Origin of the sequence: Sphingobacterium sp. (genome assembly GCF_039596235.1) — a bacterium.
Lineage (GTDB): Bacteria > Bacteroidota > Bacteroidia > Sphingobacteriales > Sphingobacteriaceae > Sphingobacterium.
The window spans coordinates 571,947-586,076 of record NZ_JBCNKE010000001.1 but is presented as its reverse complement, the minus strand read 5'-3'; the positions used below and the strand labels follow the sequence as shown (position 1 = coordinate 586,076).

Genomic DNA, 14,130 nt, shown 5'->3' with positions numbered 1-14,130 from the left:
TGTAGCCGTGGTGCTTCCCTTCCATTAACCAATGCTAACTAAAATGAATACGAATGGAGAACAGGTTTTGTATAACCCAATTTCTTGAATCCCGAAATGTCCAGATCCAGGTGTCCAAACATAGACCCGACTTTGTGATCTTTCCCCTTCTTGCCCGCCCCTGGGAAACGCTGGTATTGCCCGAGGCCTATCTCGCGCGGCAGACTGTCAACCTGATCGGATTCCATCTACAGGTTGTGGAAATAAATGCCAGCGAGGAAATAACAGTCCCCTATCAGATTATTGCACCGACAGGTTCCTTGTTGATTCTGCTGCGCGGGCAACTCAGCATCCACAATTTTCAGATCCAGCAGCTCACGGCGGTAGAGCAGCCCGTCCTCTGTCTTTCTTACGACCCGCCTGGCGATTACCAGCTCAACGTCAAGCCAGGGCTACTCAGTTTTCTCGTTGTATCCTTTGAGAAAGAATGGATACTGGATTCACAGCAGGTCTTTCCGGCTTTCATCGCCCTGGGAGCAGCCTGGCATATCGATTCACCCCATTGCATGCTGTTGCCAGCCATCCCTTTGACCCAAGCCATTCTTGAGATCCTTGAACAGATCAGGCTTACCAATGTACAATCGCTCAGCGATGCTGCTTTTGTGCTTGGTCAGTTTGAAAGCTGTCTGCTGATCTATCACCGCAAACTGCAGGAGAAAAAAGACCACATCCAATCCAATATATCAGCGCTGAGCAAGCTGCTGGAAGATTATCTGATCAATCATTACCTGGACCATGCCGCCTGTACCCTTGAGGTGATCAGCCAGCGTCTTGACAAAAGCATATGGACCTTAAAAGAAGTATCGCGGCTGCACTTTGGCTGCAGCATAGCGGCCCAGGTCAATAAGATGCGGATGGAACAGGCCTGTCAAATGCTACAGGATCCCGGGTTCACCGTGGGACGAATTGCCGTTGAGCTCGGTTATGCGGACACCGCGCAGTTTAGCAAAAGTTTCAAAAAGTATACCGGTATGCGTCCGGCCGATTACCGCCGATTTTTCAGCTAAGCAAAAAGCGGCACTCCTTCAGATCTTACCCTACTGCAACTGTTGTCAAAAAAGAAGTTTGTTACCGAAAATTCCTTACCCCGACAACCGATTTGACAATTATTCCTTTTTGATCTGCACTAACTTTGGAACAAAGGAATTAGAAAAATGAACTGGAAAACTAAAAAAACAGTAGGACGGGAATTTCGTTTTCCGCGCAAGTTTGCCCTCTTCCCGCGTATGCGGAGGAGATCGATGAAAACGGAAAGTGACCAGCGATAGCAGGCACTCCCACAGTAATGATTGGAGACAAATTACAATACGAAAGTGATGGACAAAAAGAGTAAAGGCGGTCAGGCACCGTCGGTAACAGACAGTAGCAAAGGTAGTTTCATCTACCGGAGTGCACAAAGGCTTGAGGTTGTGCTGCCACAGCTTATCTCCTACGGTTTTGCCTTCCTGTATATGTATACGGGATGGGACAAGCTGAACACGATGACGACTTTTGTACGCAGTATCCGGAAGATCCCCTACTTGGGAGGGGTTGCAGAGGGAATCGGCTGGGGAATTCCGCTGCTGGAACTGTTGCTGGCGCTGCTGCTGATCGTTCCGATACGAAAGGTTCAGCGGGCTGCACTGCAGGCATCGACCTTGCTGATGGGTATCTTTACACTGTACCTGATCGCTATGGTCATTTTTGTACCGGACAGACTTTGTCATTGTGGTGGCATCATCCAATCGATGGGCTGGAAAACGCATATTGCCTTTAATATCTTTTGGCTGATTGCGGGGATCTATGCCTTCAAAAAAACAAAAGTTATAAATTCAAAAATCCATTAACATGGAAAATTTAAAAAACTATGCAAAGCTGCTACTTGGAGTGGCGGTTTTGGGAACTGCGGTTTTAACGCAGTCATTTAAAAATGAAGTAACGAAAGTGGACAATATCCACCGTTACTATAGTATAACTGGGACTTCATCGCCTAATCTTAGCGATTATGTGTATTACGATGAAGTCGATGATTTGTGTAGTACGAACGGGGAAAAAGTCTGTTCCAAACAGTTCAACCTCGGTACAAATAGTCCAACAGCTGGTCAAGCGCCTCCGACTGGTTCTATTGCCGTACCTAGTTCGGAACAACCTGGTCAATTTAACGAACCAGCAAATTAGCGGAAATGGCCGGAGCATTGTCTCCGGCTTTCCGTTGATTATTTACCTAAAGTCTTTTCAATAGTTTTAATAAGGGCATCAGTATTCGAATATCCAGATCCTAGCTTTTTGCTATCCGACGTTTCGATCAGGCCTGTTCTTCCCATTAAAATCGGAAAGGGATATGCGGTTACCCTGAGACCTGTGATCAAAGGATGCCTTGTCCCTAAACCATTCGTATACAATTTGAGGCTATGTGCCGAATTATACTCTCCTGATTCAACAGATTTCCTCCATACATCCAAATCTTTGTCGATACTTATACTAATAAATACAACATCCGTATTACCCTCAAAATATTCCTCTGCTTTGGAGGCCTTATTTTTAAAATACCGCACGCAGTTATTACATCCAGTATAATAAAAGTCAAAGAAAACGACTTTTCCCAATAAATCTGTTTTACTCCATCGCTTTCCATCTAGATCAGTCAATTCAAAATCCGGGAATGGCATTCCTGCAGCAATTGCCTGCATATCTGCTAATTTAACCATTCGATCGGATGATCTTGTAATGGACAATAACCATTGCAGTACTTTGAGCCTATCCTCCTCATTTATTTTATAAAATGATTCAGCAAGATAGGCATACCCCATATGTTCGAGTGCCTGCCCCTGAAAATCGCTGTTCAACCGTCGCAGTTGAAAATCGACCTTATCTGTATTCGCAAAGATCGCTTCAAGCTTTAAGTATTTTAGATAAAAATCTATATATTCAGTTGTTAAGCAAAGTTGTTTCGGTCTGATCGCCGCTCTATAGAGTGATTTAAAATGATCAAAAACATCCTCAATTTCCTTGGTTCGCTGGTTATTATTCCTGATAAAAGTAACGGCTAGCGGGTTTAATAAAAATTGAGCATAGATTTTATAATACATTTTGGCTAATATCCATTGTTTTGCCTTCAGGTCGATCTTGCTCTTGTCAACAAGTTTTCCGACTTGAATATTTTTGTCAACCACATTGTCCAGCTGAAACCCCTGCGCATAATGACTTGTAAAATAATTGACTGCATTAGGGTAACGTTTAGCGACAATATGATTTCGGACAATTTCATCAAGTTCATATTGCAAGCTGTACAATTCGCCATTACAGCCGGAGATGGCAAGATTGTCAAATACCTGTTTTGAACCATTGTCTTTGATTAGGATACTATCTCCTCTAATGGCATACCAATTGGGGAGTAGCTCATATTTAGACCCCCGTAAATATAAATTGACGGTCAAAATGAAATGCTCCGGTACCTCAGTCAGGTCAATCTTGGCATTTCCTGCCTCTAACTGTATTATATGTCCATCGGCGAGCTCATTTTCATTCGTTAGCATATCAGCATGTTGATCCACTGGCCGCACCGTAGCTACTGCCAAGTCGAATTTGTCGAATCCATCCAACTGAACTATAAAGTTTCGCTCGCTCAGCGCAAATACACGGTATATACTGCAAAGCCAAATAATTAAATATAATAATACGGTTTTCATGTTATCTTGGGTTTTGGGATATTGGATTTACTAGCAATTCTTTTTGTGGAATTGGGAACACATATCTTGGGTCATTGGGCGGAATAATACTTTCCTGTCCATTGATAATACGCTTTATCCATACTTGTTGCTGCGTTGTTTTATTGAGCCGTTTAATATCAGGAATACGCAAACATCGAAATAAAAGGGATTTTCGTCTTTCTTGTAAGATCAGTAAGAGTGCTTTTTCCTGGTCTGCAAAATTTACAGCAGTATATTTACCTGTTTTGTAACGATTTATCAATAGTTTATTAAATAGAGGCTCTGCATCTTCCAAGTGCCCCAACCGCACCAGACATTCCATTGCGGTCAGGTAAATTTCATCCATTGCCACACCGACAAAGCAGTTGAGAGATCCGAAATACCCACCTCTAAAACGTGGTAAGCCGGAATTTACCCGAAAGAATAGCACCTTTCGCAAGTCGTCTTCAACATATGACTGATACAACGTACTATCGATCACATGACCGTTTGGCCAGAGGATCAATGGGTTGGAAATAGAAACTGAAAAAATTACTTCCTCGTTGTTCCATGAAAATGGATAAGGGTTAGTCGAATTTACCGTGTTATAATCGAGCAGCGTCTCCCTATTCGAAAGACAATACTGCGCAAACTGAAGTGCATTGCCATAATCTGACATAGCGAGGTAAACCCGTGAGAGCATACCCCATGCTGCAATACGCGATGGCCTCATTTTATTTTCGGGGACAAGCGGTAATAGCGCCGCCGCTTCTTTTAAATCCGTTATTATATGCTCATAACTTTCCTTTAAACTACTGCGTTGGAGAATTACGTTGGGATTTGATGATATTCTAAGTGGAATACCTAATGGATCGTCCGCAGTATATACTTGACAAAATTCAGAAGCCAATGCATAATGATAAAATGCACGGTAAAACAAAGCGCTCCCCTTCACATTTTTCCATCCTTCAGCAGCGGTTAATCTGTCAACTTTTTCGATTCCCTCCAACGCCACATTAATCTCAAGAAGTTTTGCATAAGCATCACGCCAACTTCCTCCACCCGAACTTCCATAAAAATCTTCTGACCCCTTTGCCCAGGAATAAATGTTACGCTCCGCCGAACTACTTATTCCATTATAAATTTCATCGGTCAGATATAGGTTGTCCGAAGCGACTTCCAAATCACCAAAGGAACTGGAGCGATTAAACTTATTTACATTATCCAACCAGCCCTGAAAGTCCTTGACGCTATTGGGGACTACAAGTGCCTGATCTGGTTTTATATCAAGCCAGTTGCTCGAACAGCCTACCAATATAAATAGCAGGACAATCGCTAAAATAAACTGTATTTTCATAGTCATTATCGTTTAATAAGTCAGGGTTGCACCTATAGTCATCTGAAAAGGCGCTGGATATGTTGAAAGGGAAGCACCATTTTCCGAAATATAATCAGAATCATAACCCCATCGATTTGCCTTCCATAACAATCCGAGGTTTTCAATCTGGCAGGATAATTTGAGTAAGGCCTTCTTACCTCCCAAGCGCGGTCGGCATCTGTAGGAAACAAATATATCCTGAAAACGGACATGCGAAGCTTTCCCCACATTGACTGTGCTGTATTGGTAGATATTGTCCCGATTATTGTTCTCGTTATAAGTAAAGCTGGGCACATCGGTTTTCAGTTCATCGCCAGGGGCTTGCCAGCGCTCTGCAAATTCAGCATGCCCGATCAATCGACCGCCAGCTAACTGTGTATAAGATATGCTAGGTTTGCGAAACACATACCCTAACTTATAGAGGATACTGGCTCCTATTTCAAAATCCCTTAGCGAGAAGCGGGAAATCCAACTTCCAAAATACTGAGCGCGGGTCATTCCTCCATAGATAAGGTTAGCCTCTTTTAAACTCGCAGGTAATGCTCCGTAGTCATTGCTGGGATTGCCATCAGCATCGAGAATACGAGGTCCGCCATCCAATGGATTTAAGCCCGCCCATTGATAACTGTATAGGCTATGTACCGGAAATCCCACACGAGGTATGTCGGTAGTAACTGTATAATTTATTATGGGTACAACTCCTTTATCATAAGCTTTCACTTTATCAGTTGTATAACTGAAATAAACATCCGAATGAATGCCATAATAACCTGAATTTAAAACTGTAGCACTTAACTTCATATCGATCCCCTTACCTGTGATCATGCTGTAATTGCCACGCATGTAGGTCAGTCCACTACTCTGAGGGAAAGGTTTATCCCCTATCATATCTTTGCCTTTTTTTAAATAATATTCTATTGTTCCTTCGAGCAATTTGCTTTTCAGACGAAAATCCAATGCAAAATTGGCCTGTGCTATACGCTCCCACCGGAGGTCAGGGTTGCCCAGATTCACCATATTGGCGTAGGATAATCCCGTGTATGGCGCATTGCTAAGATATCTCAATGTAGTCACCCCAGTTAGGTTAGCGGCAAGATTGCCACTATAACCATACGTTGCTCTCAGATCAAGCTGATCCAAGACCCCTTTTCCAAAAAAAGATTCTTTCGCAACTCTCCACTTCACTCCTGTTGACCAAAGCGGTACTAGTTTTTGGTTTGCGTTGACCCCAAAATAATTAGAACCATCTAACCGTGCGCTGAGTGATAGCACATAACGTTCAAGAAAAGCTAAAGAGCCATTGAAATAAGAGGAAATAAAACGTGATATATTACTACTCAAACCATTATAATTGGGAATAACCGCTGTCGATCCATAGGGCGAAAGCGTAAAATTTTTGGTATAGTCTACTGTCCTTGAAGTCAAGATGTCCGCATCATATCCATATAACCTAAAATAATCCGATGATGTCCGAGCCTGCGAAACTTCGGCTCCAAGTAATGTATTTAGACTAAAACTCCTTATTTGTTTATTAAAATTGAGCTGTGTCCGCACATTTGCTGATTGGAGGCGTCTTTTCGTAAAACTTCCCATACCTCCCATAGGAATATTAAAATCGACGACGTTCCCATTTTCTACCCTTGCGTATTGGTTTATCAGATGACGAATGGAGAAAGCTTCCTGTGGAGCAACCAGGCTATTATCGTTGAAACTTTGCTGCAACTGCCCACTTATTTCCGCATGAAGTCCCGCCGCTAACTGGAGGTTGAAAGTAGTATAAGCACGAGCATCATGTACCCCTGTCAAATTCTTGGTACGCCCCAGTTCCTGCAAAGGCCAATAGCTCCAGTCGAGAAAGCCTCTTTGTGGCGCCAGTTCATCCACCCATTTTGTATTGAATATGGGATAAAATGGCAGCTGTCTTCCTTCCTCATCCCATAGTTTTGCATATGGATAAGAACTTTGTGAAGCAAGTATCTCCTCGAGTGTCTTGTCAGCAGAATTTCCGGTCTTACTATAATTCAATCCTAATATCCATTTGACACGGTCTGTCAACGATATTGTATTCGATAGGTTGAGCGAGAGTCGATCAGAATGATTGTGTCTCAAACTTTGAAGATCTTTGTTATATCCAATAGACGCATAATACATTCCCTTTCCATAACCACCACTGACGCTAAAGTCATAGGTCTGAAGTAATTTATTGCGGTAGAACGCTGACGAAATATCATTCCGGATATCATTGGTACTCAGTCTCGCAGCCAACTTATCCGCTTCCAACATCTTCCCTTGATGAAGTAGCTGAACATACGGCGAAATTACCGGATAGTTCTGTGTATCTCCAAACCGTGTATTGTACCTGCCATTGTCAAACAATAACCTTTCAGCGGCTAAATACGTCTTGGCATCCATGTAATTTGGCGCATATTTGAGGTCCGGTTTCGCTGCAATGGAAAAGCGTGAACTAAAAGAGATAGTTGCAGGCTGATCAGCATTTCCCTTTTTTGTTGATATCACAATCACCCCATTACCTGAGCGCGCCCCCCAAATGCTGGCAGCAGCAGCATCTTTAAGAACATCCACGGAAAGAATGTCTTCGGGATTGAGCATATCTATATTACCGCTATAGGGAAACCCATCCACCACGACCAACGGTTGATCATTGGCAAAGATGGTGCTCTGGCCTCGTACTGAAATATCTTTATCCGAGTTAAACCGAAGCCCACTAACCACGCCTTTAAGTCTCGCTGTTACAGTTGTTGCCGTACGATTTTTAAAGTACTCCATATCTGTTTGCGAAAAACTTCCTGTCGCCCTTTCTTTGGGAATCTTCTGGTATCCTGTGGATACCACTTCGACCTCATTCAATTGATTCTCCAGTGGTATCAATTTAATCGTTAACGATACCTCTGCGGAAAACTGAACTTCCAAGGGTTCGTATCCAAGATGCGAGCATCTGAGAGTTCCCTTTTTCCTCTGGACAGGTAGTCTAAAAGAGCCATCCTCTTTGGATAAGGTTTTATTTTTACTGTCCAGAGACTGAATGGATACCCCCTGTATGGTCTTACCATCCAGCGCTGATACGACCGTACCCGGCACAGATAGCCCATCCGCCCCGCTGTCCCTGCGGGGCGTCTGAGCCGATAAACTAAACATAGAAACAAGAAGGAGTATCAGTATAAATAGTATAATCTGTATTGTAGGAATATTAACCACCTTATCCAATAAGGCAGCCAACGATTTTGAATGCCTCGTCATCTGCTTATTGATAATGATTAATCTTTTATAAGACTAAAAAAATTATGTATTCTTTTACTTACAATAAGTTCCTCCCGGCTGATCTGCGTACTCTCAGCATCGAAAATATCGATATCACTAATATTACTATGATCTGTGTGAATAATAAAATAGGCAATTAATAAGCGGTACAAATCAGCCGAAAAAACCTTCTTATGGCGGAGTACATACAGTTCGTCCATGTAATTGGAGTCAGTATGGTTTCTCAGTAGTAATTGTAAAGTATTTTGGATGTCAATCAAATTATACTTTTCCCAAAAGTCAGTAATCTTTTTAATTGGATCATATTCCGGATTATGGATTTCATAGAGTGCAAGTTCTAGAGCCAGCACATTTGAATATTTTTGGTTCATTTTTGAGGTTCATTTCTTATGACGCGAGCTTCTGCCCTGCACTTTGATTGGACATAGCTCTCCCATTTCGCGATAAATCGCAATTAAAAAGGATGTCATTGCAGTAGCATTCGAAAAAGCTCTGCTTGGCTAATATTAAAAAAATTAAACGAACCGAAAAGCGCCCAGTAATTGGTTACACGTTATCTATCAGGGGTTATTATGGCGCTTCCTATCGGAAAGAATAAAAACCCGATCCATTTAGTATAGAATACCAATACATAATTATAGTTTTTAATTTTGCTATTCAAAAATAAAACGTTACTTTTAAGGTGTATAATGTCTCGAAAGAGAAATTTTATTAATTACACAAAATTAAAGGGTGTAGTGTTATCGAATACAGATCGGGAAAACCTAGTTAAAGGGCCTTTCTAGCGTATACCTGTTCGGCACCGCATTAGCTGCAATAGCCGCTACCCCTATTTTGGTTTTATATTTTTAACCGATTATTCTGGAGGCCGGATAATCCTACTTATTGGAACTGAATTAAAAAGGCAAACGCTAACCTCCTTGAGGTAAGCCTGGTGTTTTTGGCGGTCTTTGAATCGTTTTGTCATAATCCATTTTTGGCTATAAAACGATGAAACTCAGCTATAGGAAGGTCGAATTGGTTGAATAGCCAATAGAGCGAACTTCTTTGCTTTGAACGTGGCGCCGCCAAGCAACCTACTTAAGTCGAAACTTAAGCTCCACAAAGTCTTACAAGAAGTTCGCTCTACTGAATTATGTACGAATATACAAAAACTCAATAGAATACGAACTCCGTGTCAACTCATGTGGAATTTTGGCGGCTTTCGTTCACGAGTGACAATCGTTTTTTGAAATGCTCGCATTTCAAAATTGTCGTAATTATTTAACTGATTCAAATATACAAAGTTTGACGTTAAACGCCAAACTTTTTTAAAAAATATTGACAATATGGGATTAAATAGATTAAAAGAAATTTTCAAAAAACATAAAATCCAGAACAGAATCATCGCCAAATATTTCGGCAAATCAGAAGAAACTATTTCAAAGTGGGTAAATAATAAAAGACAACCGTCTGTTGAGGAATTGAACGCTATAGCGAGGTTATTAAGAATTAATGTCAGGCTATTATTAAGTGAAACAACTTGGGAAAATGAAACCTCAGAGACTTATGATGAGGTCAAGAAAAGATTTAAAGAAGACGCTGATAAGACAAATACATAGTCTTCTTCCAAATGAACAAATTAGATTTCATGAGGAACGGTGATGGCACAATGGTGATCAATCGAGTGGTAAGTCTATTATTGAAGAAATAGTATAAACGATGAAACACGTTATCATAACTGAAAACGATATTTCCCAATGGAAAGACAATACAGGAAGAGAATATCACTTCCCAAAACGCTATTTAAAGTATTTGACAAAAGAGACTATTATCGTATATTATAAAGGTCGAATGAAAGATGCCTCATTTATTTCAAAGCGATTGACTCGTGATCCTCATTATTTTGGAATTGCAGAAATTGGGGAAGTCAAGCAAGATAAAGATTCTGAGAAAAATGATTACTATGCTGAAATTATAAATTTTAGGCCTTTCTCCTATCCTGTACTTGCTAAGCAAAATGGTCAATTTATCGAGAAGATTCCTAGTTCAAGACTAAAAAATTATTGGCGCGATGGCGTTCGACCAGTCGATGAAGAAACATTCAATAGCATAATGGCTCTTTCGGATATTAACAATTTTAACGCAACCAATGATAGTGAGCAAGAAATCTCTGAATCCTATACAAGCTTTGAAGGTAAACTCAAATTGGTTTATTCGACAACGTACGAAAGAGATGTTAAACTACGAGAAAAAGCCATTGAAACACACGGTGTAACTTGCATGGGCTGCGGCTTTAATTTCGAAAAAACCTACGGCGAATGGGGAGCCGGATTTATACATGTACATCACACCAAACCATTATCTAATGGCGAAGGACAACGTGAAGTAAATCCCCGAACAGACATGATCGTACTATGCCCCAACTGCCACTCTATGATTCACAGACGACGGAACAAGACATTGAATTTAGAAGAATTACTTCAATTATTAAAGACTAAAACTATCAATTAATTGGTCATGGCTATAACTAAAGTTGTTTGTGGTCTTATCTTTTATAATGACCAGGTATTGATTTGTAGGCGAAAACCAGAGAAATCTTTAGGTGGGTATTGGGAGTTTCCGGGTGGAAAAGTTGAGGACGGCGAAGATTATTTCGACGCGCTAGAACGTGAAATAAAAGAAGAATTGGATTTCAAGATAATTGTTGATAGCCATTTTTTTTCTATTATTCACGAGTATGAGAATACTACAATTGAATTGATTTCCTTTTTATGTAGAGGTACAAAAGGAGAGCTCAAATCTACAGATCACGACAAGATTGAATGGGTTAAATACAATGACTTGTTGGACTGGAACCTCGCTCCTGCTGATATTCCCATTGCAAAAAAATTGATTGAAGATTTTGCACGTGTTCGTGAGGAAAGGGAAAAAGAGGAAAACTAGTTAAATGCCCTATTTGACAAAGAAAAGTAAACTATTAATTATGGATAAGTGACTTGGACTCAAAATAAAAGTCAATGGCAAGGTAGTCACAAATGCCGGGTTTGACAAGGATGACTATGTATTAGTCGGGAATATAACCTTTGCGAAACGAAAGGACGGAAGTAAGGGGTTTACATTTAATGTAAGCGGCATAGACAGTGAGCAGAACGACCATGTTGATTGGTATGGAACAGATGTAAAAGAGGGAGACACAATTACATTTGAGGTGATTGAGCCCCCTTTTGACAACCCCAAAACTAGAACCAAAAGTGCGATTGATAAGAAAGCCATATTAAAAGATAAACTGGACACTTACTATCATTTGAAAGAAAAACTTAAAGACCACATAATATAAATTATGGACAATATAGGCATCAATATTAAGATAAACGGGGAACAGACTATCAGGACGGGATTTAACAAAGCCCACTACGTATTGCATGCAATGGCGGCATTTGCTCGTAGACAAGGCAGCAATGAGGAATTTGGTTTCCATGTAGGTGGTTTAGATTCCGATGCAGTCGAGGACGTTGATTGGCTAAATACGAGTCTTAATCTCGGAGACTTAGTCACTTTAGAAATTGTAAAAGGCCCATTCGATCCTTCTAAACCATATAAATTTCAAATTCCTTCGGAAGAAGAACAGCTAAAGTATGAATTAGAATTATTCTATCGATTGAAAGAAGAACTGAAAGATCATATTGAAGAGTAAGTCTTTTAAATTGATCAAAGCTGCTAATGAATAGCTATTGACTGAATGATATAACGGGTTAATATGGCACTTTGGAAAAAGTGAGAAAAGTATCAATTCCTAAGTGATTAAAAGAATTTGAAGAAAAACTAAAGAATGCTAATAAAAAAACATAATCCAAAATGGCAATCTGATGCGTTTATTCTCACATCGCAACGATATTTTCAGGTTCTAAAAAAGAAAACTCCCATAGAAATAATATATACACCAATTAGCGAATAAATGGAAAACCAAGAACCAAAACTTACAAGCGCATCGTTGTTAAATGAAAGAACGGAAAAGATTTTTCGGTATCTGAATGCCTATAATAAGATGGATGTAGAAAAAATGATAGCGGATTTTGATGATGAAATCAATTTTCAAAACATAATGAATGGAGAAAAAACGATGGAATTGCGAAACGTCGAAGAATTTAAACAACAGGCGATCGAGGCTCTCTCCTATTTCAGCGAGAGAGAACAGTCAATCGAATCTATAACCCACAGCCATATTTCGACAGAAATCTCGATCAACTACAGGGCTATCGCGGCAATGGACTTTCCTAATGGTCTAAAAAAGGGTGATGAGGTGAACTTAAGTGGGAAGTCGATTTTTGAGTTTTCGGCCGATGGGAAGATAGTTAGGTTGACGGATATAGCGTAGTGATTAAAAAGAATAAAAATACATTGTTAAGAAATGGAATTTGGTTTATCTGTTACGAATCTTAGGTTATACAGACAATTTTGTATTGCATACCCTCATCTAATATCTGCTATAAAAGATGCTCTGATTAACAGCAACTTAAAAGGAATTCAAATTGGTCAGTCAGGGACTGACCAATTACAAAGTACTGACTACAAGATAAATTCAATTCATCAGTCGACGACTGATGAATTGAAACAAGCATTAGTAAATGAAAAATGCGAAGTTAGAAAAGAACTTCGCATTTTTATAACTTATACACTTTATGGAATAGTATATTACCTTTAAAAAAGCGATATCTTTCAACCAAAGCTAATGATCTTTATCTTCTCTTCAAACCGAGGTAATAACTCATCAACAACATCATTAGGCAACGCTAAAAAGTTAATAAATTCACGTTCATTATAATTAAGCTCATTATTCATTAACTGCCTAGCTTTTTCTAGAAGTTCCGGTTTATCAATAGGCACTCTAATAGGTTCATTTCTAGTATATCCCATACGACTCAATTCTATTAAAAAATATTTGTACCTGCTCTCATCAATGCATTTCAAATCTTTTGCTCGTCTAATAATAGACGACATCGAAGTAAGCCAATAGCTCTTAAGCTCCCCTAATTCGTTAATTTTTAGATTTCTTAATGAGTTTTTTATTGATTCTTCAGGCATCAAAAATTCACTTGCAAAATTATTAGCTTCTTTTTCTTTATCTCTATATTCAGAAACAGGGAAATTATTTTCATTATGCATTACTAAATGTCCAAGTTCATGAGCTATGGTAAATCTTTTCCGATCATTAGAGAAATTCTTATTAATGATAATCACAGGAAAACCTAGATCCGATATAAATGACACACCATCAAATTTTTCTACTGCATTTAATTCGTAAATAATAATTCCATGCTTCTCTAACACAGTAAATATATCCTTAATAGGCAAGTCAGGAGAAATCCTTAAAAACCTTCTTGTATATTGAGCACATTTTACAGGAGAAAAACCGTCTTCAACGTTGAGAGGCGAAATATCAAATTCTGGCCATTCAAGGTCCTGTGACAGTTGATCTATTATATACCCAATCAATTTACATCTACTTTCAAATTCTGTAATCAATGATTTTTTTGTAGTTGATCTTTTTCGGTAATTCGCATTATCGATTTTATTACTTATTTTCTTATCAAAGAATTCTGTCGGAAAATTCAAGAACTCTACAATTTTCTTTTGAATCCCTTCAGACAATACACCAAAACCTTTTTCAAATTTCGAAAGGTTTGATTGCGACAGCCCATCAATCGAATCAGCCAAATCGGATTGATTGTAGCCTCTAAACTCGCGTGCGAATGTCAATTGTTTATAATTCATGTTTAATATGTA

14 protein-coding genes are annotated in these 14,130 nt (G+C 39.5%); 9 read left to right on the top strand and 5 right to left on the bottom strand.

Features of this window, described 5'->3' with window-relative positions; translation table 11 throughout:
• Positions 1 to 53 precede the first annotated feature (53 nt).
• From ABDW32_RS02435 to ABDW32_RS02425, 3 genes are all read left to right on the top strand, one after another.
• Positions 54 to 1,046 (top strand): helix-turn-helix transcriptional regulator, encoded by a 993-nt coding sequence (locus ABDW32_RS02435; protein ID WP_343559011.1) that lies wholly within the window; start codon positions 54 to 56, stop codon positions 1,044 to 1,046.
• 309 nt (positions 1,047 to 1,355) lie between these two features.
• Positions 1,356 to 1,865, top strand: coding sequence for a MauE/DoxX family redox-associated membrane protein (locus tag ABDW32_RS02430; protein ID WP_343559009.1), 510 nt, complete (start codon positions 1,356 to 1,358; stop codon positions 1,863 to 1,865).
• Between the two features lies 1 nt (position 1,866).
• A complete protein-coding gene (locus ABDW32_RS02425; protein WP_343559008.1) occupies positions 1,867 to 2,196 on the top strand; it encodes a hypothetical protein in 330 nt (109 codons plus the stop codon).
• A 38-nt stretch (positions 2,197 to 2,234) separates the two neighbouring features.
• Here ABDW32_RS02425 and ABDW32_RS02420 read toward each other — a convergent pair whose 3' ends face one another.
• Genes ABDW32_RS02420 through ABDW32_RS02405 form a run of 4 tightly spaced genes read right to left on the bottom strand, consistent with a single transcriptional unit; the run spans position 2,235 to position 8,735 of the window.
• Positions 2,235 to 3,707, bottom strand: coding sequence for a redoxin domain-containing protein (locus ABDW32_RS02420; RefSeq protein WP_343559006.1), 1,473 nt, complete (start codon positions 3,705 to 3,707; stop codon positions 2,235 to 2,237).
• Between the two features lies 1 nt (position 3,708).
• Positions 3,709 to 5,064, bottom strand: coding sequence for a RagB/SusD family nutrient uptake outer membrane protein (locus ABDW32_RS02415; RefSeq protein ID WP_343559005.1), 1,356 nt, complete (start codon positions 5,062 to 5,064; stop codon positions 3,709 to 3,711).
• A 12-nt stretch (positions 5,065 to 5,076) separates the two neighbouring features.
• Positions 5,077 to 8,343, bottom strand: coding sequence for a SusC/RagA family TonB-linked outer membrane protein (locus ABDW32_RS02410; protein ID WP_343559004.1), 3,267 nt, complete (start codon positions 8,341 to 8,343; stop codon positions 5,077 to 5,079).
• A gap of 17 nt (positions 8,344 to 8,360) precedes the next feature.
• Positions 8,361 to 8,735 carry a hypothetical protein gene (locus ABDW32_RS02405; protein ID WP_343559003.1) on the bottom strand — a complete coding sequence of 125 codons (375 nt, stop codon included), beginning with the start codon at positions 8,733 to 8,735 and terminating at the stop codon, positions 8,361 to 8,363.
• A 957-nt stretch (positions 8,736 to 9,692) separates the two neighbouring features.
• Between ABDW32_RS02405 and ABDW32_RS02400 the strand changes: the two genes are divergently transcribed.
• From ABDW32_RS02400 to ABDW32_RS02375, 6 genes are all read left to right on the top strand, one after another.
• Positions 9,693 to 9,965 carry a helix-turn-helix transcriptional regulator gene (locus tag ABDW32_RS02400; RefSeq protein ID WP_343559002.1) on the top strand — a complete coding sequence of 91 codons (273 nt, stop codon included), beginning with the start codon at positions 9,693 to 9,695 and terminating at the stop codon, positions 9,963 to 9,965.
• A gap of 100 nt (positions 9,966 to 10,065) precedes the next feature.
• Positions 10,066 to 10,857, top strand: a complete 792-nt coding sequence (locus tag ABDW32_RS02395; RefSeq protein WP_343559001.1) for an HNH endonuclease — start codon at positions 10,066 to 10,068, stop codon at positions 10,855 to 10,857.
• Positions 10,858 to 10,863: 6 nt separating this feature from the next.
• Entirely contained in the window at positions 10,864 to 11,289 is a 426-nt protein-coding gene (locus tag ABDW32_RS02390) for a (deoxy)nucleoside triphosphate pyrophosphohydrolase (protein ID WP_343559000.1), read from the top strand.
• A 397-nt stretch (positions 11,290 to 11,686) separates the two neighbouring features.
• A complete protein-coding gene (locus tag ABDW32_RS02385; RefSeq protein WP_343558999.1) occupies positions 11,687 to 12,040 on the top strand; it encodes a hypothetical protein in 354 nt (117 codons plus the stop codon).
• Between the two features lie 261 nt (positions 12,041 to 12,301).
• On the top strand, positions 12,302 to 12,721 hold the full coding sequence (locus tag ABDW32_RS02380) for a nuclear transport factor 2 family protein (RefSeq protein ID WP_343558998.1): 420 nt from the start codon (positions 12,302 to 12,304) through the stop codon (positions 12,719 to 12,721).
• Positions 12,722 to 12,754: 33 nt separating this feature from the next.
• Complete coding sequence (locus tag ABDW32_RS02375; RefSeq protein WP_343558997.1) at positions 12,755 to 13,048, top strand: hypothetical protein; 294 nt, start codon at positions 12,755 to 12,757, stop codon at positions 13,046 to 13,048.
• Between the two features lie 14 nt (positions 13,049 to 13,062).
• On the opposite strand, the gene ABDW32_RS02370 is transcribed toward ABDW32_RS02375, so the two are convergent.
• Positions 13,063 to 14,118, bottom strand: a complete 1,056-nt coding sequence (locus tag ABDW32_RS02370) for an XRE family transcriptional regulator (protein ID WP_343558996.1) — start codon at positions 14,116 to 14,118, stop codon at positions 13,063 to 13,065.
• Positions 14,119 to 14,130 lie beyond the last annotated feature (12 nt).